At 66.8% G+C, this 19,975-nt stretch carries 15 protein-coding genes and 1 tRNA gene; 2 read left to right on the top strand and 14 right to left on the bottom strand.

The window, feature by feature from the left end:
• Positions 1-32: 32 nt before the first annotated feature.
• From MRBLWO13_RS14700 to polA, 3 genes are all read right to left on the bottom strand, one after another.
• A complete protein-coding gene (locus MRBLWO13_RS14700; RefSeq protein ID WP_341974812.1) occupies positions 33-1,067 on the bottom strand; it encodes an LLM class flavin-dependent oxidoreductase in 1,035 nt (344 codons plus the stop codon).
• Positions 1,068-1,175: 108 nt separating this feature from the next.
• Positions 1,176-2,849 carry a DUF885 domain-containing protein gene (locus MRBLWO13_RS14695; protein ID WP_341974811.1) on the bottom strand — a complete coding sequence of 558 codons (1,674 nt, stop codon included), beginning with the start codon at positions 2,847-2,849 and terminating at the stop codon, positions 1,176-1,178.
• 63 nt (positions 2,850-2,912) lie between these two features.
• Entirely contained in the window at positions 2,913-5,546 is a 2,634-nt protein-coding gene (polA, locus tag MRBLWO13_RS14690) for a DNA polymerase I (RefSeq protein ID WP_341974810.1), read from the bottom strand.
• A gap of 45 nt (positions 5,547-5,591) precedes the next feature.
• Between polA and MRBLWO13_RS14685 the strand changes: the two genes are divergently transcribed.
• Positions 5,592-6,020 (top strand): hotdog fold thioesterase, encoded by a 429-nt coding sequence (locus MRBLWO13_RS14685; protein ID WP_341974809.1) that lies wholly within the window; start codon positions 5,592-5,594, stop codon positions 6,018-6,020.
• On the opposite strand, the gene MRBLWO13_RS14680 is transcribed toward MRBLWO13_RS14685, so the two are convergent.
• Together MRBLWO13_RS14680 and MRBLWO13_RS14675 are read right to left on the bottom strand one after the other, a co-directional pair.
• Positions 5,995-6,558: a GNAT family N-acetyltransferase gene (locus MRBLWO13_RS14680; RefSeq protein WP_341974808.1), complete on the bottom strand. Its 564-nt coding sequence runs from the start codon at positions 6,556-6,558 to the stop codon at positions 5,995-5,997. The genes MRBLWO13_RS14685 and MRBLWO13_RS14680 overlap by 26 nt on opposite strands.
• Positions 6,558-7,193, bottom strand: coding sequence for a response regulator (locus MRBLWO13_RS14675; RefSeq protein WP_341974806.1), 636 nt, complete (start codon positions 7,191-7,193; stop codon positions 6,558-6,560). The genes MRBLWO13_RS14680 and MRBLWO13_RS14675 overlap by 1 nt, the downstream gene beginning before the upstream one ends.
• A gap of 99 nt (positions 7,194-7,292) precedes the next feature.
• Here MRBLWO13_RS14675 and MRBLWO13_RS14670 point away from each other — a divergent pair.
• Positions 7,293-7,375 (top strand) — tRNA-Leu (locus MRBLWO13_RS14670).
• Between the two features lie 42 nt (positions 7,376-7,417).
• On the opposite strand, the gene MRBLWO13_RS14665 is transcribed toward MRBLWO13_RS14670, so the two are convergent.
• The 9 genes from MRBLWO13_RS14665 to MRBLWO13_RS14625 all read right to left on the bottom strand — a co-directional run bounded on the left by MRBLWO13_RS14665 (position 7,418) and on the right by MRBLWO13_RS14625 (position 19,947).
• Complete coding sequence (locus MRBLWO13_RS14665) at positions 7,418-8,074, bottom strand: alpha/beta hydrolase (protein WP_341974804.1); 657 nt, start codon at positions 8,072-8,074, stop codon at positions 7,418-7,420.
• Positions 8,075-8,245: 171 nt separating this feature from the next.
• Positions 8,246-9,694: a pyruvate kinase gene (gene pyk, locus MRBLWO13_RS14660; protein ID WP_341974803.1), complete on the bottom strand. Its 1,449-nt coding sequence runs from the start codon at positions 9,692-9,694 to the stop codon at positions 8,246-8,248.
• Between the two features lie 55 nt (positions 9,695-9,749).
• On the bottom strand, positions 9,750-11,216 hold the full coding sequence (locus MRBLWO13_RS14655) for a glutamate synthase subunit beta (protein ID WP_341974801.1): 1,467 nt from the start codon (positions 11,214-11,216) through the stop codon (positions 9,750-9,752).
• Positions 11,209-15,783: a glutamate synthase large subunit gene (gene gltB, locus MRBLWO13_RS14650; RefSeq protein ID WP_341974799.1), complete on the bottom strand. Its 4,575-nt coding sequence runs from the start codon at positions 15,781-15,783 to the stop codon at positions 11,209-11,211. The genes MRBLWO13_RS14655 and gltB overlap by 8 nt, the downstream gene beginning before the upstream one ends.
• An 80-nt stretch (positions 15,784-15,863) precedes the next feature.
• Positions 15,864-16,892, bottom strand: coding sequence for a prolipoprotein diacylglyceryl transferase (lgt, locus tag MRBLWO13_RS14645; protein ID WP_341974797.1), 1,029 nt, complete (start codon positions 16,890-16,892; stop codon positions 15,864-15,866).
• Positions 16,893-16,902: 10 nt separating this feature from the next.
• On the bottom strand, positions 16,903-17,706 hold the full coding sequence (gene trpA, locus MRBLWO13_RS14640) for a tryptophan synthase subunit alpha (protein ID WP_341974795.1): 804 nt from the start codon (positions 17,704-17,706) through the stop codon (positions 16,903-16,905).
• Positions 17,703-18,926, bottom strand: coding sequence for a tryptophan synthase subunit beta (gene trpB, locus MRBLWO13_RS14635; protein WP_341974792.1), 1,224 nt, complete (start codon positions 18,924-18,926; stop codon positions 17,703-17,705). Before trpB ends, trpA begins: the two co-directional genes overlap by 4 nt.
• Complete coding sequence (gene trpC / locus MRBLWO13_RS14630; RefSeq protein ID WP_341974790.1) at positions 18,923-19,702, bottom strand: indole-3-glycerol phosphate synthase TrpC; 780 nt, start codon at positions 19,700-19,702, stop codon at positions 18,923-18,925. Before trpC ends, trpB begins: the two co-directional genes overlap by 4 nt.
• Positions 19,702-19,947, bottom strand: coding sequence for an HGxxPAAW family protein (locus MRBLWO13_RS14625; RefSeq protein WP_341974788.1), 246 nt, complete (start codon positions 19,945-19,947; stop codon positions 19,702-19,704). Before MRBLWO13_RS14625 ends, trpC begins: the two co-directional genes overlap by 1 nt.
• Positions 19,948-19,975: the final 28 nt, after the last annotated feature.

The following is a 19,975-nucleotide window of genomic DNA, read 5'->3' as shown; positions in this document are numbered from 1 at the left end:
TGCGCCGAGGCCACGCGCTGCGCCGTGACGGCTCAGTTCTTCGCGTCGAGGATGGCGCGCACCCGCGGAATCACCTCGGTGCCATAGAGCTCGATGCTGCGCATCATCGCGTCGTGCGAGAGCGTTCCGGTCGCGTACTTCAGATCGAATCGGCCGAGGCCGAGCGTCGTGACGGTGTCGGCGATCTTCTGGGCGACCCGGTCCGGCGAGCCGACGTACAGCGCGCCTTCCGGGCCGACGTCATTCTGGAACCGCGCCCGACTGTACTGCGGCCAGCCTCGTTCGCGCCCGATGGTGTTGTTCATCGCCTCGAATCCGGAGTACGCGGCGTCCCACGCCTCCGTGTCGGTGGCGGCGATGTGCCCGGGTGAGTGCACGGAGATCGGATGCGAGGTCGTACCGAATGCGGCGACCGAGCGGTGGTACAGCTCGACGAAGGGCTTGAAGCGCACGGCCGGCCCGCCGATGATGGCCAGCATCAGACCGAGACCGTGACGAGCGACGCGCACCACCGACTCCGGGCTGCCACCGACCCCGACCCACGTGCGAAGGCCGTTCTCGGTCTTGGGGAAGACATCCGCGTTCTCCAAAGACGCGCGCATCGTTCCGGACCAGGTCACCGGCTGCTCCTTGAGCAGCTCCACGAAGAGGTCGAGCTTCTCCTCGAAAAGAGCCTCATAGTCTCGCAGGTCGTATCCGAACAACGGGAAGGACTCCGTGAACGATCCGCGGCCCAGCACCACCTCTGCGCGACCGCCGGAAAGCGCGTCCAACGTGGAGAACCGCTCGAACACGCGCACCGGGTCATCCGATGACAGCACGGTCACCGCCGTGCCGAGACGAATGCTCTTCGTGCGCGCGGCGATCGCTGCGAGCACCATCTCCGGCGCAGAGACGGCGAACTCGGTGCGGTGGTGCTCCCCCACTCCGAAGAAGTCGACGCCGACGGCGTCTGCCAACTCGGCCTGAGCCACGATGTTGCGGATCGTCTGCGCTGCGGTGAGCAGCGTTCCGTCCGCGTCGCGGGTGATGTCGCCGAATGTGTCCAGCCCGAACTCGATATCCATGTGCGTCAGCCTTTCGTATTCACATGAATGAACCGTGCGGATCGCTCCGGCATTCCCGGCAACGACCCGCACGGTTCCCGAGATCAGGGAGACCGCGCCGAGTGCTGGTCAGCGCAGCAGCGCGGTGCGCAGCGTGTCGAGCCCGACGCCGCCCATGTCGAGAGCGCGCTTGTGGAACTCCTTGATGTCGAAGTCCGCGCCTCGCTCGGCCTGGTACGCATCGCGCACCTGCTCCCAGATGCGTTGTCCCACCTTGTACGACGGAGCCTGTCCCGGCCACCCCAGGTAGCGGTTGACCTCGAACTGCACGAACTGGTCCGACATGTTGACGTTCTGCCGCATGAAGTCCAGCGCGTACTCGGCGTCCCAGATACCCGTTCCGTCAAGGCGGGGCTTGCCGAGGTGCACACCGATGTCGAGGACGACGCGGGCCGCGCGCATCCGCTGGCCGTCGAGCATGCCCAGGCGATCGGCCGGATCGTCGAGATAGCCGAGCTGCTGCATCAGGCGCTCTGCGTACAATGCCCAGCCCTCGGCGTGCCCAGAAGTGCCGGCGAGAAGACGACGCCATGAGTTCAGTTCTGCGCGGTTGTGCACCGCCTGAGCGATCTGCAGGTGGTGTCCCGGAACGCCCTCGTGGTAGACCGTGGTCAGCTCACGCCAGGTGTCGAACTCGGTGACGCCCTCGGGCACCGACCACCACATCCGCCCGGGACGGGAGAAATCATCCGTCGGGCCGGTGTAGTAGATCCCGCCTTCCTGTGTCGGGGCGATCATGCACTCGAGCGTGCGGATCTGCTCCGGGATGTCGAAGTGCGTCGCACCGAGCTCGGCGACCGCACGATCGCTGGTCTCCTGCATCCAGCGCTGCAGCGCCTCGGTGCCGACGAGCTTGCGGGCGGGATCCGCCTCGAGGTGCGCGACGGCCTCTTCGACCGATGCGCCGGGCAGAATCTCGTTGGCGATGGCGGTCTGCTCGGCCACCATGCGGGCCAGCTCTTCACGACCCCACTCGTAGGTCTCGTCGAGGTCGATCGTCGCGCCGAGGAACCGACGCGAGTTGAGGGCATACAGCTCGCGGCCGACTGCGTCGACGCCACCGGCGACGGGCGCCAGCTCGTCGGCGAGGAATCGGCCAAGGTCGTCGTAGGCGACGCGTGCCGCGGCCGAGTTGTCGGCGAGCGTGCGCGCGAGCGACGCGGGCAGCTGCCCCTCGTCCGGCGTGGCCTCCGCGACGAACGCGGCGAAGAACCCGTCGTCTGCCGTGTACCGAACGATCTGCGAGGCGACCTCGACGACCTGCCGTCGAGCCGGGGTCACGCCCTGTGCGATCCCCTCGCGAAGCGTCTCGGTGTAGCCGCGCAGTGCATCAGGAACGGCGGCGAGACGCTTCGCGATGACGCTCCAGTCGTCGGCCGTGGCCGTCGGCATCAGGTCGAAGGCCGCTCGGACGTCCTGGGCGGCGGAGGCGATCACGTTCAGGTCGCGCAGATGCCAGTTCGCGTCGTGGAGGTCGAGGTCGAGCTGCAGTTCGGCGCTCAGATCGGTCTTCGTGACCTCGTCGATCGCGTCGACGGGCTCCAATGCCGAGAGCTTGCCGAGGGTCGCGCGGGTCGCCTCAGTGATCTCCTCGAGTCCGGCAGGGCTGAGATCGCCGAAGCGATCGCCCGCCTCAGTGCGTCCGATGTAGGTGCCGAGCGTCGGAGATAGCACGGCAATGGTGTCGACCCATTCATCGGCGACCTTGTCGATGGCAGAGGGAGTACGGGGGGCTGAAGTCATCCCTCCAGCCTATCCCTCGACCCCCGCGCCAGCAGGCTCCGGTCGCCCGTCGTGTCCCTGCTCTCAGTGCGCCGCTTCGTTCCAGTTCTGCCCGCGTCCGACCTGCACGTCGAGCGGAACCGACAGCTCCGCGGCGCCGCCCATTCGCGTGCGGACGATGCGCTCCGCCGCGTCCCACTCCCCCGGTGCGACCTCGACGACGAGCTCATCGTGGATCTGGAGCAACGCGCGCGAGGCGAGGCCCTCCGTGCGCAGATCGTCGTGGATGCGGAACAGCGCGATCTTCATGATGTCGGCCGCACTGCCCTGGATCGGTGCATTGAGCGCTGCGCGCTCGGCGTTCTCGCGCAGTACTCGGTTGGGGCTGGCGAGGTCGGGGAAAGGACGACGTCGTCCGAAGATAGTCTCGGTGTAACCGACTTCCTTCGCCTTCATCACCGAGGCGCGCAGATAATCGCGCACAGCACCGAATCGTGCGAAGTACTCGACCATGAGCTGCTTCGCTTCGGACTGTTCGATGCGCAGCTGCTTGGACAGGCCGAACGCCGACAGCCCGTAGACGAGGCCGTACGACATCGCCTTGACCTTCGTGCGCATCGCCGAGGTGACATCGCTCGGTTCGACACCGAATACCCGTGCACCGACGAATCGGTGCAGGTCCTCTCCGCTGTTGAAGGCCTCGACGAGTCCCTCGTCGCCGGAGAGGTGAGCCATGATGCGCATCTCGATCTGCGAGTAGTCGGCGGTCAGCAGGGTCTCGTAGCCGTCGCCCACCTGGAAGGCGCTGCGGATGTGACGCGACTCCTCAGTGCGCACCGGGATGTTCTGCAGGTTCGGGTCGGTGCTGGAGAGCCGGCCGGTCTGGCTCCCGGTCTGCACGTAGGTCGTGTGCACCCGGTGGTCATCGCCGATCGCGGTGTCGAGCGACTCGATGATCTGCCGGAGCTTCGTCGCCTCCCTGTGCTGGAGCAGCAGGTTCAGGAACGGATGCGGATTCGTCTCCTGCAGGTCGACGAGAACCGCGGCATCCGTGGAGTAACCGGTCTTCGTCTTGCGGGTCTTGGGAAGCTGAAGGTCTTCGAAGAGCACTTCCTGCAGCTGCTTCGGGGACCCCAGATTGAACTCGCGTCCGACGACCGTGAATGCCTCTTGGGCGAGCGCCTCGGCGCGCGTGGCCAGCTCGGTGGAGAACGTCGAGAGCACGTCATGCGAGACGGCGACCCCGGCGACTTCCATATCGGCAAGCGTGAGCAGGGTCGGCAGCTCGATGTCGATGAGCACCTGCGACACGCTCTCCGGAATGTCCTCACGAAGGGCGGCCGCCGTTCGCAGCGTGAACCACGCCTCCTGAGCGGGAGTGGCGCCCTCTGTCTCGGGGACGAGCTGCGTCGGATCCGCCTGCGGCAACTTCTCACCGAGGTATCGCTCCACGAGGTCGGCGAGCGTCTTGTCCGGGTAGCTCGGCCGCAGCAGCCAGCCGGCGAGATTCGTGTCGTACGCCAGTCCGGCGAGCTGGATGCCGACGCGGCGCAGCGACTTCACCTGAGGCTTGGCATCGTGGAAGACCTTCGGGGCATCGGACTCGAGCCAGGCGCGCATCGACTCGGCACTGCCGTCGTTCCAGTCGGTCTCGCGCAGCTCCGTCTCGGTGGCGGCGCCGATGCGCGTCGGGAGACCTCCCGCGGTGGTAATCCGAAGCGCCACGTCACCGGACTGCGCCTGCGCCCAGGCGGCGAGCTCTGCCGGCGTCACTTCGACCGGTGTCGGCAGCACGACGACGGATGCCGGATCCTCGGCGACCTCTCCGGCCCCGACCGCCTCGAAGACGCGGGGCAGCAGCGTGCGGAACTCGAGGCGCGCGAAGATGTCACGAACGGCCTGCGCATCGATCGGAGCGACCTCGAGGTCTGCCGGGCCGACCGGAAGCTCCACATCGCGGAGGAGCCGGTTCAGCTGCCGGTTACGGCGGACATCTTCGATGTGGGTCTGGAGATTTCCGCCGACGACACCCTTGATCTCGCCTGCGCGCTCCAGCAGTTCATCGAGCGAACCGAACTGCGTCAGCCACTTGACGGCGGTCTTCTCCCCCACCTTGGGGACGCCGGGCAGATTGTCGCTGGTCTCGCCGACGAGCGCGGCGATGTCGGGGTACTGCTCCGGGCGCACTCCGTAGCGTTCCTGAACCGTCGTCGGGTCGTAGCGCTTCAGCTGCGAGACTCCCTGCACCGACGGATACAGCAGGGTCACGTCATCCGTCACCAGTTGGATCGTGTCACGATCGCCGGAGACGACGAGAACCTCGAATCCCTGCTCGGCGCCCTGGCTCGCGAGAGTCGCGAGGATGTCATCGGCCTCGATCCCCTCCTTTGTGAGCACCTGGATGGACATCGCCGCGAGGCAGTCCTGCAGGAGCGGGATCTGTCCACGGAACTCCTGCGGGCTCTCCGATCGGGTCGCTTTGTACTCGGGGTACACGTCAGTACGGAAGGAATGGCGGGAGGTGTCGAACGCGATCGCCATATGCGTCGGCTGCTCGGCCTTGATGAGGTTCACCAGCATCGACAGGAAGCCGTAGATGGCGTTCGTGTGCTGATTGTCCTTCGTGGTGAAGTTCTCGACCGGGAGGGCGAAGAATGCACGATAGGCGAGCGAATGGCCGTCGACGACCATGAGGGTAGGCTTTGCGGAGTCCGTCACCCTGTCAGCCTAACGAGGACGACAGACACCCGCTGAGGAGGATCGATGAGCGAGACCGCGACGACCGAAGGACTCGACTGGGCCACCGCCCGCGGGATGGGCGCGCTCGCCCAGAAGATGGGCATGGAGTTCCTCGAGTTCAGCCTCGAGCGCTGTGTCGCGACCATGCCGGTCGAAGGCAACACGCAGCCCGTCGGCTTGATGCACGGCGGCGCGTACGTCGTCCTCGGCGAATCGCTCGGATCGATGGCTGCGAACCTGCACGCGGGCCCTGGCCGCCTGGCAGTCGGTGTGGACATCAACGCCACGCACACCCGATCCGCGACCTCGGGGGTCGTCACCGGCATCTGCACGCCGATCCACCTCGGCCGCAGCGTCACTGTGCACGAGATCGTCGTGACCGACGATCAGGGCCGCCGTTGCTCGACGATCCGCATCACGAACATGATCAAGGACGTGCCGGCGGCACGCTGAGCGGCTCCTCGAGGATCCGCTGGAACAGGATGTGGTCCTGCCACTTCCCCGCGATCTTCAGATAGCGAGGAGCGGCGCCGATCCGCTCGAATCCATTCGCGCCCAGCACGCGCTGCGAACCGTGATTGTGGACGAGAGTCGCCGCCTGCAGCCGATGCAGACGCACCTCGTCCCGAGCGTAGGAAACGACCTGAGCGACAGCTCTCGTGCTGAGCCCCCTCCCCTGACGCGCGCCGTCGACCCAGTAGCCGAGGTCCGCGCTCCAGAAGGCGCCGCGGACGATGTTGTTCAGGTTCACGCGGCCGCGGATCTCGCCATCGGCTGATTCGATCACGAATCGAACGCCGCGACCCGTCGCTGCATCCTCCAGGCAGGTTGCGACATGCCGTTCCTGGTCCTCGGACGTGAAGAACGCTTCGCTTCTCGTCGGCTCCCAGGGCGCCAGATGCGCTCGATTGGCTGTGTACGCGCGCGCGAGCGCCACCCCGTCACCGGTGTGCACCGGACGCAGGATGTGCTCCGCGTCGAGTGCGAACACTACTTCTTCGGTGCGAGCTGCTCGATGATCGCCTTGGCGACATCCTGCATGGTCAGTCGGCGGTCCATGGACGCCTTCTGGATCCAGCGGAAAGCTTCCGGCTCGCTCAGGCCCATCTTCTCGTTGAGCAGGCCCTTGGCACGATCGACCAGCTTGCGGGTCTCGAAGCGCTCGACCATATCGGCGACCTCGGCCTCGAGCGTGATGATCTGCTCGTGACGGGCCAGCGCGATCTCGATCGCCGGGAGGAGGTCGTTCGGAGTGAACGGCTTGACGACGTAGGCGAGAGCGCCCGCCTCGCTCGCGCGCTCGACGAGTTCCTTCTGGCTGAACGCGGTGAGCAGCACGACGGGGGCGATGTTCCCCTTGTGGAGCTTCTCGGCGGCGCTGATGCCATCGAGCTGCGGCATCTTGACATCCATGATGACGAGATCCGGGCGCAGCTCGGTCGCCAGTTGAACGGCCGTCTCGCCGTCACCGGCCTCGCCTACGACGTCGAAGCCGTTGTCACGGAGGATCTCGACGATGTCGAGGCGGATCAGCGATTCGTCCTCTGCGACGACGACGCGTCGGGGTGCGGATGCTGTCGGCTGCTCAGACGGCTCAACATGCTCTTGCTGTTCTTGCTCGGTCACAGACCCATCCTACTGGAGAGGCCGCTGAACGGACGGTGAGCGATCGTGCTGAGCAGAGCAGGGCGCTCGCTGCGCTAAAGTCGAAGACGCGACACACGAGCCGGCGTGGCGGAATGGCAGACGCGGAGCACTCAAAATGCTTTGTCCGAAAGGGCGTGTGGGTTCGAGTCCCACCGCCGGCACTTCAATGGGGCGACCTGTCATGCCGTGCACAGCCGTTTTCCTCAGCCCGCGAAGACGGCGATCTCGGCGACGACGCGCGGGTGGGCGAGTATCCGGAAATGACCACCCGTCTCGAGACGCATATTGGTCGCTCCGATGAGCTCGCTCCCCTCCGGAATGTGCGGATCGAAGCGCGCGAAGATCGAGATGATCCTCGAATTCGCCGTGCGATCCTGCGTGAGACCCACGATCGACGGATCATCCGGCGACAATGCTCGCAGGGTGCGTGTCGGCATCATTCGGGCATACCTCGATCCACCGAACGGCGTGGCGACGGCGATCATGCCCCGCACCCGGTCAGACGCCGCGCTGGTCATCATGAGCTTGCCGGCGAGGCCGCCCTTGCTGTGGGCGACGAGAACCGCGTCGCCCAGGTCGTACCGCTGCAGGTAATCCGTGACCTGGTCCGCCATCTCGGCCACGGATTGCAGGTTCCGCTCGAGCGTCTCGATGACATGCACCGGATGTCCGCGCGCATGCAGCGCTTCGACGATCGGTTGCATGAACCGCCAGGTCTCGTAGATACCGGGCAGGACGATGATCGGTGCGCGATTCCCGGTACGGAATGTCGATGCATCCGTTCGGCTCATCAGCGCGCGCGTCTGCCAGTAGGCCGCATAGACATAGTCCAGGAGCCACCAGGCTGCCGCTTTCAGCACTCCGTCACGCGTTCCGTGACCGGCGAAGTGCGACCGGCATCGTGCGGGTGGTTCACCATGTTTGCCACCGTACTCCCGCCAGGAAGAACGGCGTCGGGGGCTTGACGTTCGTGGCCGCGACACGCAAGAGGGTCGGGACCGTCTGGTCCCGACCCTCCTCGCGTCAGTGCGTCAGATGACAGCCTTGTAGATGGGGGCGGCGCCGCCGACGGCGTCCCCGACCTTGTGGACTCGGATGTCGTTCGTGGAACCCACGATTCCGGGAGGGGATCCCGAGATCACGACGACCCGGTCACCGGTCTCCGCGAGGCCGTTGGTGAGCAGATAGGTGTCGACCTGGAGATACATGAGGTCGGTGTGCTGGACCAGATCGACGAGCGTCGAGCGGATGCCCCAGGTCAGTGCCATGCGACGGCGGATGCCGGGCTCCGGCGTGAACGCGAGCATCGGGATGCGCGAGCGCAGTCGCGAGAGGCGCCGGGCGGAGTCTCCGGACTGCGTGAACACGCAGAGGAACTTCGCATCGACGAACTCGGCCACCTCGAGCGCCGCGAGTGTGATCGCGCCGCCCTGCGTGCGCGGCTTGGTGTTGAGCGGCGCGATGCGCTCGAGACCGTGCTCTTCGGTGGATTCGATGATCCGTGCCATCGTCTCGACGACGATGACCGGGTAGTCGCCCACGCTGGTCTCACCGGAGAGCATCACCGCGTCGGCGCCGTCGAGGACGGCGTTGGCGACATCGGAGGTCTCGGCGCGCGTCGGCACCGGGCTGTTGATCATCGACTCGAGCATCTGCGTGGCGACGATGACAGGCTTCGCCATGCGGCGAGCGAGTTCGACGGCCCGCTTCTGCACGATCGGCACTGCCTCGAGCGGAAGCTCCACACCGAGGTCGCCGCGGGCGACCATGATGCCGTCGAACGCGTCGACGATTCCCTCGAGCGCGTCGACCGCCTGCGGCTTCTCGATCTTGGCGATGACCGGGATCTTCACGCCCTCCTCGGCCATGATCTCGTGCACTCGCTCGACGTCGCTGGCGTTGCGCACGAACGACAGCGCGATGAGGTCGGCGCCGATGCGCAGGCCCCAACGCAGGTCGTCCTCATCCTTCTCGCTCAGCGCCGGCACGTTCACAGCCACGCCGGGAAGGTTGATGCCCTTGTTGTTCGAGACCGCTCCGGCCACGACCACGCGGGTCGTCACGGTCACGCCGTCGGTCTCGACGACCTCGACCTTGACCTTGCCGTCATCGATGAGGAGGAAGTCTCCGGCGTTGACGTCCTGCGGGAGGCCCTTGAACGTGGTGCCGCAGATGTCCTTGTTGCCGATGATGTCTTCGGTGGTGATCTTGAAGATGTCACCGACCTCGAGCTCATAGGGGCCGCCCTCGAACTTGCCGAGGCGGATCTTCGGCCCCTGGAGGTCGACGAGGATCGCAACGGCACGACCGGAGTCCTCGGCAGCGCGACGGACGTTCGCGTAGTTGTTCTCGTGCACGGAGTAGTCACCGTGGCTGAGGTTCAGGCGGGCGACATCCACTCCGGCGTCGATCAGTGCGCGCACGGTGTCGTAGGTGGAAGTGGCAGGGCCCAGGGTGGCGACGATTTTCGCGCGTCTCAACAGATACTCCAGATTAGAGGGGGATAGAAATCAGGCGACGGTGCCGCGGCTCAGCCTACGCGGGCTGAAGGCCGAGCGCGACATCATTCGGGCCCACCGGCACGGGGAGCACGGTGGAGCCCATGAGGAACCGATCGACGTTCGCAGCGGCGGCTCGTCCTTCGGCGATCGCCCAGACGATCAGGGACTGCCCGCGCCCGGCGTCACCCGCGACGAAGACGCCAGGAACGGTCGATTCGTACGAGGCATCCCGCTGGAACGCACCACGGTCGGTCACCTGCGGGCGGGTGTCCTCGGTGAAGCCATCCTGCTCCGGGCCGGTGAAGCCCATGGCGATCAGCACGAGGTCAGCGGGGATCTCCCGCTCCGTGCCGCTCTTGGGGACGCGGCGCCCGTCGACGTACTCGGTCTCGGCAACACGCAGGGCGCGAAGCTCGCCGACCTCGTTCGAGAGGAACTCGACGGTGGAAGCGAGGAAGACCCGCTCTCCGCCTTCCTCGTGCGCGGACTGCATCTCGAAGATGGTCGGCATCATCGGCCACGGCTGGTGGTCAGGACGCTCTTCGCCCGGCTGCTTGCCGATCGCGAGGTTGGTGACGCTGAGCGCACCCTGGCGGTGAGCGGTTCCGATGCAGTCGGCGCCGGTGTCGCCGCCGCCGATGACGATGACGTGCTTGCCCTCGGCCGTGATCTGCTCCGGCACCGTGTCGCCGGCGACGGCGTGGTTCGACTCGACGAGGTACTCCATCGCGAAATGCACACCTGCGAGGTCGCGGCCGGGGATCGACAGGTCGCGGGGCACGGTCGACCCGGTGGCGATGACCACGGAGTCGTAGCGAGCCCGGAGGTCGGCCCAGGAGATGTCCTTGCCGATCTCGACACCGGCGCGGAAACGCGTGCCCTCTTCCTGCATCTGCCGCAGGCGGGACTCCAGGTGGGTCTTCTCCATCTTGAAGTCCGGGATGCCGTAGCGCAGCAGTCCGCCGATGCGGTCATCGCGCTCGAAGACGGCCACGGTGTGACCGGCCCTGGTCAGCTGCTGCGCGGCGGCGAGTCCGGCGGGGCCCGAGCCGACGACGGCGACGGTCTTGCCGGTCAGGCGTGCCGGCGGCTGTGCGTCGACCCAGCCCTTCGCGAAGGCCTCGTCGATGATCGAGACCTCGATCTGCTTGATCGTGACCGCCGGCTGGTTGATCCCCAGCACGCAGGAGCTCTCGCACGGGGCCGGGCAGAGGCGACCGGTGAACTCCGGGAAGTTGTTCGTCGCGTGCAGACGTTCGATCGCCGCACGGCCTTCGCCGCGCCAGGTCAGATCGTTCCACTCCGGGATGAGATTGCCGAGGGGGCAGCCGGAGTGGCAGAACGGCACACCGCAGTCCATGCATCGGCTGGCCTGGCGTCGCAGCACCGCCTGATCGCCGGGCTGGTAGACCTCTTTCCAGTCCATGATGCGTACCGGCACCGGGCGTCGGGCAGGAAGCTCACGCTCGGTGACCTTCAGAAAACCTTTGGGATCAGCCACCGGTCACCTCCAGGATGCGGTTCCACACGATGTCGCCGTCAGGGTCGATGCCCTCGGCCACTGCTTCCTCACGCATGCTGCGCACAGCGGCGAAGTCACGCGGGAGAACCTTCACGAATTCGGATGCGGCGGTCTCGAACTGTTCGAGGATGCCGGCCGCCAGCGGCGATGCCGTGCGCTCGACGTGCGCGACGAGAAGACTCCGCAGCACCTCGAGATCGGCTCGGTCGAGCGGTTCCAGCAGCAGTTCGCCGCTGTCGAGGGACTGCGCGTTGATCTTCTCGGTGCGCAGCGACTGAACGTACGCCACTCCCCCGGACATACCGGCACCGAAGTTGCGTCCGGTCGTGCCCAGGATCACGGCGAGACCGCCGGTCATGTACTCGAGGGCATGATCGCCGACGCCTTCGACGACTGCCGTCGCTCCGGAGTTGCGCACCAGGAACCGTTCGCCGACGACACCCGAGATGAACATCGTGCCCGACGTCGCACCGTAACCGATCACGTTGCCCGCGATGACGTTCTCGTGCGGAGCGATCACCGAGCCGCGCGGCGGCCGGATCGTGATGTCGCCACCGGACAGACCCTTGCCGACGTAGTCGTTGGCGTCGCCCTCCAGGCGGAGGATGATGCCAGGCGGCAGGAACGCACCGAGCGATTGACCGGCGGTGCCGTGCAGCGTGATGTCGATGGTCTCGCGAGCGAGACCCCCGGCGCCGTGCCGCGCGGTCACCTGGTGGCCGAGCATCGTCCCGACGGCTCGCTCGGTGTTGCTGATGGGCAATTCGACCAGCACCGGCTCGCCGTTCAGCAGCGCATCCTTCGCGATGTCGATCAGGGCGACGTCGAAGTGCTTGTCGAGTTCGTGATCCTGGCTGCGTCCGCTCCGGCGGGGCTCGCCGGCGGGGAACGCCGGTCCGTCCAGTACCGGGCTGAGGTCCAGGCCTTCGGCCTTCCAGTGTTCGATCGCGCCGTTCACCTCGATGAACTCGGTGCGACCGACGATCTCGTCGAGCGAGCGGAAGCCGAGCTCGGACAGCAGTTCGCGCACCTCTTCGGCGATGAACTCCATGAAGTTGACGACGAACTCCGGCTTGCCGGTGAACCGCTCCCGAAGAGCAGGATTCTGCGTGGCGACGCCGACCGGGCAGGTGTCGAGGTGGCAGACGCGCATCATGATGCAGCCGCTGACCACCAGGGGCGCGGTCGCGAAGCCGAACTCCTCGGCACCCAGGAGGGCGCCGATGATCACGTCGCGGCCGGTCTTCAGCTGGCCGTCCACCTGCACGACCACACGGTCGCGCATGCCGTTGAGCATCAGGGTCTGCTGCGTCTCGGCAAGTCCGAGCTCCCACGGCGTTCCGGCGTGCTTGAGAGAGTTGAGGGGACTCGCACCCGTGCCGCCGTCGTGGCCGGAGACCAGGATGACGTCGCTGAGCGCCTTCGCGACACCGGCCGAGACCGCGCCGATGCCGGACTGGCTGACGAGCTTCGTGTGGATGCGCGCCTCGGGGTTGGCCCTCTTCAGATCGAAGATCAGCTGCTTGAGGTCTTCGATCGAGTAGATGTCGTGGTGCGGAGGCGGGGAGATCAGCCCGACGCCGGCGGTCGCGTGACGCGTGCGCGCCACCCACGGGTACACCTTCGTCGGCGGCAGCTGTCCGCCCTCGCCGGGCTTCGCACCCTGGGCGAGCTTGATCTGGATGTCGTCGGCCTCGGTGAGGTACAGGCTGGTCACGCCGAATCGGCCGGATGCCACCTGCTTGATGGCGCTGCGGCGCTCAGGGTCGACGAGGCGATCGGCGTCTTCTCCGCCTTCGCCGGTGTTCGACTTTCCGCCGATCCGGTTCATCGCGATCGCGAGCGTCTCATGCGCCTCGCGTGAGATGGAGCCGTAGCTCATCGCGCCGGTGGAGAAACGCTTCACGATGTCGGAGACCGACTCGACCTCGTCCAGCGGTACCGGCTTGCGGGTTCCGGTGCGCAGTTTGAACAGGCCACGGAGCGTCTTCAGCTCGGATGCCTGGTCATCGACCAGCTTCGTGTACTCGCGGAAGATGTCGTAGCGGCGCGTGCGTGTGGCGTGCTGCAGCTTGAACACCGTCTCCGGGCTGAACAGGTGCGGCGATCCGTCGCGACGCCACTGGTACTCGCCGCCCGTCCACAGACGCTCGTGCGCCCGAGCCGCGGCATCCTCGGGATAGGCGTAGTCGTGGCGTGCCTGGTTCTCGGCGAAGACATCCTCGATGCCGATTCCGCCGAGCTTCGATTCGGTGCGCGTGAAGTACGCGTCGATGAAATCCTGGCTGAGACCGACCGCCTCGAAGACCTGTGCGCCGGCGTACGAGGACACCGTGGAGATGCCCATCTTCGACATGATCTTCAGCACGCCCTTGCCGAGCGCATAGATCAGATTGCGTACGGCCTTCTCCGGGGTGATGCCTGTGATGTATCCGGTTCGAACGAGGTGCTCGACCGTCTCCATCGCGAGGTACGGGTTGACCGCGGATGCGCCGTAGCCGATCAACGTGGCCACGTGGTGCACTTCGCGGACGTCGCCGGCCTCGACGATCAGACCCACCTTCATCCGGTTCTCCCGGCGGATCAGGTGGTGATGAACCGCCGAGATCATGAGCAGCGACGGGATCGGGATGAGGTCCTTGTTCGAGTCGCGGTCGGAGAGGATGATGAACTCCGCTCCGTCCTCGATGGCCTGATCGACCTCGGCGCACATCTCGGTGAGCCGGTTCTGCAGGCTCTGCGCATCAGCGTCGAAGTGATAGAGCCCGCGGATCGTGACGCTCGAGCGATCGGGCAGCGCCCTGTCGATGTGCCGGATCTTGGCCAGCTCGTCGTTGTCGATGACCGGGAAGTCGAGTGACACCGTGCGGGTGTGCTCCGGACCCCACGTGAGCAGGTTGGACTCCGGTCCGAGGCCGAGCTTCAGGCTCGTCACCACCTCTTCGCGGATCGAGTCCAGCGGCGGGTTCGTCACCTGGGCGAACTGCTGCGTGAAGTAGTCGAAGAGCAGACGCGGGCGCTTGCTGAGCACGGCGATCGGCGTGTCCGACCCCATGGCACCGAGCGGCTCGACGCCGTTCTGTCCCATCGGGGTGAGCAGGATGCGCACTTCCTCCTCGGTGTAACCGAAGGTGCGCTGACGCCGAGTGATCGATGCCGGCGGATGCACGATGTGCTCGCGCTCCGGCAGATCCGCGAGGCGGACCGCCCCGGCATCCAGCCATTCCTGCCACGGATGGAGCGTGGCGAGGTCCTGCTTGAGTTCTTCGTCCTCGACGATGCGTCGCTGCGCGGTGTCGACGAGGAACATCTTGCCCGGCTGCAGGCGCCCGCGGCGCTTGATCCGCTCCGGCTCGAACGTGAGAACGCCCGTCTCCGAACCGATCACGATCAGCCCGTCGGTCGTCTCGGTCCAGCGCCCCGGGCGAAGCCCGTTGCGGTCGAGCGTCGCGCCGACGAGCGTGCCGTCGGTGAAGATGAGCGCGGCCGGTCCGTCCCACGGTTCCATCTGGTTGGAGTGGTACTCGTAGAACGACCGGAGCTCCGGCGTGATGTCGGCCTGCTTCTCGTACGCCTCAGGCACCATCATCATGATCGCGTGCGGCAGGCTGCGCCCGGTCAGCGTGAGCAGCTCGAGCACCTCGTCGAAGGATGCCGAGTCGCTGGCACCGTCGGTGCAGATCGGCAGCAGCGGTGCCATGTCGCCGAGCAGCTCGGATTCCAGCTGCGATTGCCGTGCGCGCATCCAGTTGCGGTTGCCGCCGACGGTGTTGATCTCGCCGTTGTGCGCGAGCATGCGCAGCGGCTGCGCGAGCGGCCACGACGGGAAGGTGTTCGTCGAGTAGCGGGAGTGCACGACCGCGAGTTCCGAGGCGAAGCGCTCGTCCTGCAGATCGGGGTAGAACGGCTCGAGCTGGAGCGTGGTGACCATGCCCTTGTAGCCGAGAGTGCGGCAGGAGAGCGAGACGAAGTAGGCGCCAAGCTCGTGACCGGCGCGCTTGCGCAGACGGTAAGCGACCCGATCCAGGGCGATGCCGGTGAGCGGTGCCTCTTCGACGGTCGCTCCCCCGGCGCTCACGAACAACTGCTCGAACGCGGGACGAGCCTCGTCGGCGAGCTTGCCGAGGTGCTCGTTCACGGTCGGGACCTCACGCCAGCCGAGGACGCGGAGGCCCTCCGCACGTGCGATCTTCTCGATGCCGGCCTTCTGCTGGCGACGCTGTCCGGAATCGCGAGGAAGGAACGCCAAGCCCGCCGCGTACTCGCCGACCGGCGGAAGCTCGAATCCGGTCACGGCGCGCAGGAACTCGTCGGGCATCTGCGTGAGGATGCCGGCACCGTCTCCGGTTCCGGCATCCGAGCCGATCGCGCCGCGGTGCTCGAGGTTGCGGAGCGCCTCGAGTGCCAGCGCGATGATGTCGTGCCCTGCCTCGCCACGCAGCGTGGCGACCATTGCCAGACCGCACGCGTCCTTCTCGAACGCTGGGTTGTACATGCCCTGTTTGACAGGGAAGCCGGGGGGCGTGCGGAGGTCGCTCGATTCCATGCGGTACCGTCCTCAGATCTTCAAGTGACCCGGGGACGTCATTGGCCGGGCGATGCGATGGGTCCTCACGGACCTGAAGGCTATCGGGAACCTTCGGTGTCCGTGGGAGCGGTGCTTGTGGCGGTAGCTCCTGCGGTGACTTCGTCGGACGGAGGCTCACTCAGGTCCACGAATTCGGAGGGATTCGTTAGCGATACTACATCAGCCTCGAGATCCTTCCGGCCTCGACCCGTCATGTACGGCGAGGGCTCGAGGCCCGGGTGGCGGCGAGTCTGTACAACGAGGATCACGAGACCGACGACGACACCGATGATGGCGGCCGCGACATTGCTGCGCAGGCCGAGGATGATCTCGCTCGGGTCGATGCGGATCGATTCCCACACCACACGGCCGGCGCTGTACCAGATCAGGTAGATCGCGAACAGCCGGCCCCACTGGAATGCGGTCGCCTTGCGGCTGATCCAGAGCAGCACGATGACGCCGAGACCGTTCCAGATCACTTCGTAGAGGAAAGTGGGGTGGAACAGCGTGCCCTCAGGCAGTCCCGGGGGGAAGGCGCTGTTCGTGGATTCAATCTCGAGGCCCCAAGGCAGATCCGTCGGCAATCCGAACAGCTCGTGGTTGAACCAGTTGCCGAAGCGTCCGAAGGCCTGAGCGAGCAGCAGTCCCGGTGCCAACGCGTCGGCGAAGGTCCAGAAGCGGATGCCGGTCCACCGGCATCCGAGGTATGCACCGACGGCACCGCCGATGAGCGCACCGAAGATGGCGATGCCGCCCTCCCAGATCGCCCACACGGAACCGGGCTCGAACGGATTCCACGTGTTGATGCCCTCACCGAAGTAGTCGTTCGGGTGGGTGAGCACGTGGAAGATCCGGGCGCCGATGATGCCCAGCGGTACCGCGAGGATCGAGATGTCGATCACGACCCACGGCTCCGCGCCACGCTTGGTGAGGCGATGATTCGTCAGCAGCACCGCAGCGATGATGCCGGTGATGATGCAGAGCGCGTAGAAGTGGATGCGGACCGGGCCCAGGTCGATGAACGAGACCGGGGGGCTCGGGATGCTGGCGAGCACGCCGTTGACGGTGCTGTGGAGCGCGAGGGACATGATTGCGATTCTAGTTCTCGTGTGCGGGGCGTGCCGACGCAGCGCCGGCGGCCAGGGTACGGGTGACCTCGGCGAGGGCGGGAACGCCGCCGTCACGGAGGGCGCGGACGAGCGCGGTGCCGACGATCGCGCCGTCGGCGTACTCCCCCACAGCGGCGATCTGGTCTGCCGTGGAGATGCCGATGCCGACGCAGGCGCGACCGACGCCGTGCTCGCGGAGGCGGGAGACCAAGGTGCGCGCGGCACGATCGAGGTCGGCGCGCTCACCGGTGATGCCCATCGTCGAGACGGTGTACACGAAGCCGGTCGAGGACGCGACGACAAGGTCGAGACGCTCATCGGTCGAGGTGGGAGCCGCGAGGAAGACACGGTCGAGGCCGGTGCGCTCACTGGCCGCGATCCACTCCGCTGCGGACTCGGGGGTGATGTCCGGCGTGATGAGGCCCGCACCGCCGGCGGCGAGCAGGTCATCCGCGTAACGGTCGACGCCGTACTGGAGCACGGGGTTCCAGTACGTCATCACGACGACCGGGACATCCGTCGCGGCGGTGATCTCGCGAAGCGCGGTGAAGAGATCGGCGGTGCGGTATCCGGCAGCCAGAGCGGTTCTGGTCGCCTCCTGGATGATCGCTCCGTCCATCACCGGGTCGCTGTAGGGCGGGCCGAGTTCGATGATGTCGACGCCGTTCTCAGCGAGCGCGATGGCGGCCTGGATGCTGGTGTCCAGGTCGGGGAACCCGACGGGCAGGTAGCCGATGAAGGCGGTCCGCCCGGCGTCGTGCGCCTTCTGGATCGCCTGTTCCACGCGGCTCATGCGTTGCCCTCCTGCGCCTCGGTGGTCGAATCGTAGAGGTCGAAGTAGCGCGCGGCGGTGTCCATGTCCTTGTCGCCACGGCCCGAGAGGCATACCGCGATCACGGCATCCGGACCGAGCTCGCGTCCGAGTCGCAGGGCGCCGGCCAGCGCGTGCGCGGACTCGATCGCGGGGATGATCCCTTCGGTGCGACTGAGCAGGCGCAGTGCCTGCATGGCTTCGTCGTCGGTCGCCGGGATGTACTCGGCTCGGCCGATGTCGGCCAGCCAGGAATGCTCCGGTCCGACCCCCGGGTAATCGAGTCCAGCGGAGATCGAATGCGATTCGATGGTCTGGCCGTCTTCGTCCTGCAGCACGTACGTCCGCGCGCCGTGCAGCACGCCGGGGCGACCGCGTTCGATGGAGGCAGCGTGCTGAGCGGTGTCGATGCCATCGCCTGCCGCCTCGACGCCGTAGAGCGCGACGCCCTCGTCGTCGAGGAACGCGTCGAACATGCCGATCGCATTCGACCCGCCGCCGACACAGGCGACGACCACGTCCGGAAGCCGGCCGATCTCATCGAGGAGCTGCTGGCGCGCCTCTTCGCCGATGATCTTCTGGAAGTCGCGGACCATCGCGGGGAACGGATGCGGGCCTGCGGCCGTTCCGAAGATGTAGTTCGTGGTCTCCACCGAGGCGACCCAGTCGCGGTACGCGTCGTTGATCGCGTCTTTGAGGGTGCGCGAGCCCGTGGTGACGGGCACGACCTCCGCGCCCAGCAGCCGCATCCTGGCGACGTTGAGCGCCTGGCGCTCGGTGTCGACCTCGCCCATGTAGATGGTGCATTCCAGCCCGAACAACGCGGCTGCCGTTGCGGTGGCCACACCGTGCTGGCCTGCACCGGTCTCGGCGATGACCCGGGTCTTGCCGAGCCTCTTCGTCAGCAGCGCCTGCCCGAGCACGTTGTTGATCTTGTGCGAACCGGTGTGGTTGAGGTCTTCGCGCTTCAGGAAGACCCGCGCCCCGCCGGCGTGTGCGGCGAAACGGGGCACCTCGGTGAGCGCGGACGGGCGGCCGGCGTACGAGCTCAGGAGCGACGCGAGCTCGGCGCGGAACGCCGGGTCGGCGACAGCGGCGGTGTAGGCGGCGCTGAGTTCGTCGATGGCGGCGATGAGCGACTCGGGCATGTAACGCCCGCCGTACTCACCGAAGAACGGTCCCTGCTGGTCGCGCAGACTCATCCCTTCACCTCCAGGAAGCTCTTGAGTGTGGCGACCGGATCGCCGGTGACGAGCGCCTCGCCGATGAGCACGACATCGGCACCTGCCGAGCGGTAGTGGGCGACATCGTCGGGGGTGAGCACGGCGGATTCGGCGATCTTCACGGATGTGCTCGGGATGCGGTCGGCGAGCCGCCCGAAGAGATCTCTGTCGAGCTCGAGGGTCTTCAGGTCGCGCGCGTTGACCCCGATGAGCGGCGCACCCAGATCGATGGCCTGTTCGAGCTCATCGGCCGAGTGCGTCTCGACGAGCGGCGTCATGCCGAGTTCGCCGATCAGCGCGTACAGATCGCGCAGTACGGCCGGCTCGAGACCGGCGACGATGAGCAGCACGAGGTCGGCACCGGCGGCACGGGCTTCGAGCACCTGGTAGGGCGTCGCGATGAAGTCCTTGCGGAGCACGGGGACGGAGACGCGGGCGGTGACCGCTTCGAGGTCGGCGAGGCTGCCGCCGAACCTGCGCTCCTCGGTGAGGACGCTGATCGCGGAGGCGCCGCCGATCTCGTAGAGAGACGCCTGGTGGGCAGGATCCGGGATCTCGGCCAGAGCACCGCGGGAGGGACTTGCCCGCTTGACCTCGGCGATGACCTTGACCTGTTCTGCGGGTGCGAGTGCCGCGAGAGCATCCTTCGCTGCCGGGCGTGCCAGCGCCGCCTTCTCGACAGCGGCCAGCGGTCGGGAGAGGGCGCGACGCTCGGCGTCTGCGACAGCGCCGGCCGTCAGGTCGGCGAGGACCATTAGTGCGCCTTCGGCGAGTACTTGGGGCCCTTCACGCCGTAACCCGCCTTCGCGAGAATCCAGCCGACGATCGCACCGACCGGGACGATGGCAGCCCCCACCCAGATGAGCGCGACCCAGACGGGGCTGAACTCGGCCAGGCAGTACGCGACAGTGCCGACGGTGAAGCCGACGAGCATGATCACGACGGCGGCCCAAGCCGCAGGCGAGTGTCCGTGGCCGGGGTCGGCGATCGGGTTGGTCATGTTCTCCTCCGGGGGACGACGTGCGGGG

This window comes from Microbacterium sp. LWO13-1.2 (assembly GCF_038397725.1).
In the GTDB taxonomy this organism is placed as follows: Bacteria; Actinomycetota; Actinomycetes; order Actinomycetales; family Microbacteriaceae; genus Microbacterium.
This window is presented reverse-complemented; position numbering and strand designations above follow the sequence as displayed.

What these genes read in the sequence shown, in the direction of transcription:
- MRBLWO13_RS14700 (WP_341974812.1), bottom strand. Translation starts at nt 1,067, where the DNA reads ATGGATATCGAGTTCGGGCTGGACACATTCGGCGACATCACCCGCGAC.
- MRBLWO13_RS14695 (WP_341974811.1), bottom strand. Translation starts at nt 2,849, where the DNA reads ATGACTTCAGCCCCCCGTACTCCCTCTGCCATCGACAAGGTCGCCGAT.
- MRBLWO13_RS14685 (WP_341974809.1), top strand. Translation starts at nt 5,592, where the DNA reads ATGAGCGAGACCGCGACGACCGAAGGACTCGACTGGGCCACCGCCCGC.
- gltB (WP_341974799.1), bottom strand. Translation starts at nt 15,783, where the DNA reads ATGGAATCGAGCGACCTCCGCACGCCCCCCGGCTTCCCTGTCAAACAG.
- lgt (WP_341974797.1), bottom strand. Translation starts at nt 16,892, where the DNA reads ATGTCCCTCGCGCTCCACAGCACCGTCAACGGCGTGCTCGCCAGCATC.
- trpA (WP_341974795.1), bottom strand. Translation starts at nt 17,706, where the DNA reads ATGAGCCGCGTGGAACAGGCGATCCAGAAGGCGCACGACGCCGGGCGG.
- trpB (WP_341974792.1), bottom strand. Translation starts at nt 18,926, where the DNA reads ATGAGTCTGCGCGACCAGCAGGGACCGTTCTTCGGTGAGTACGGCGGG.
- trpC (WP_341974790.1), bottom strand. Translation starts at nt 19,702, where the DNA reads ATGGTCCTCGCCGACCTGACGGCCGGCGCTGTCGCAGACGCCGAGCGT.
- MRBLWO13_RS14625 (WP_341974788.1), bottom strand. Translation starts at nt 19,947, where the DNA reads ATGACCAACCCGATCGCCGACCCCGGCCACGGACACTCGCCTGCGGCT.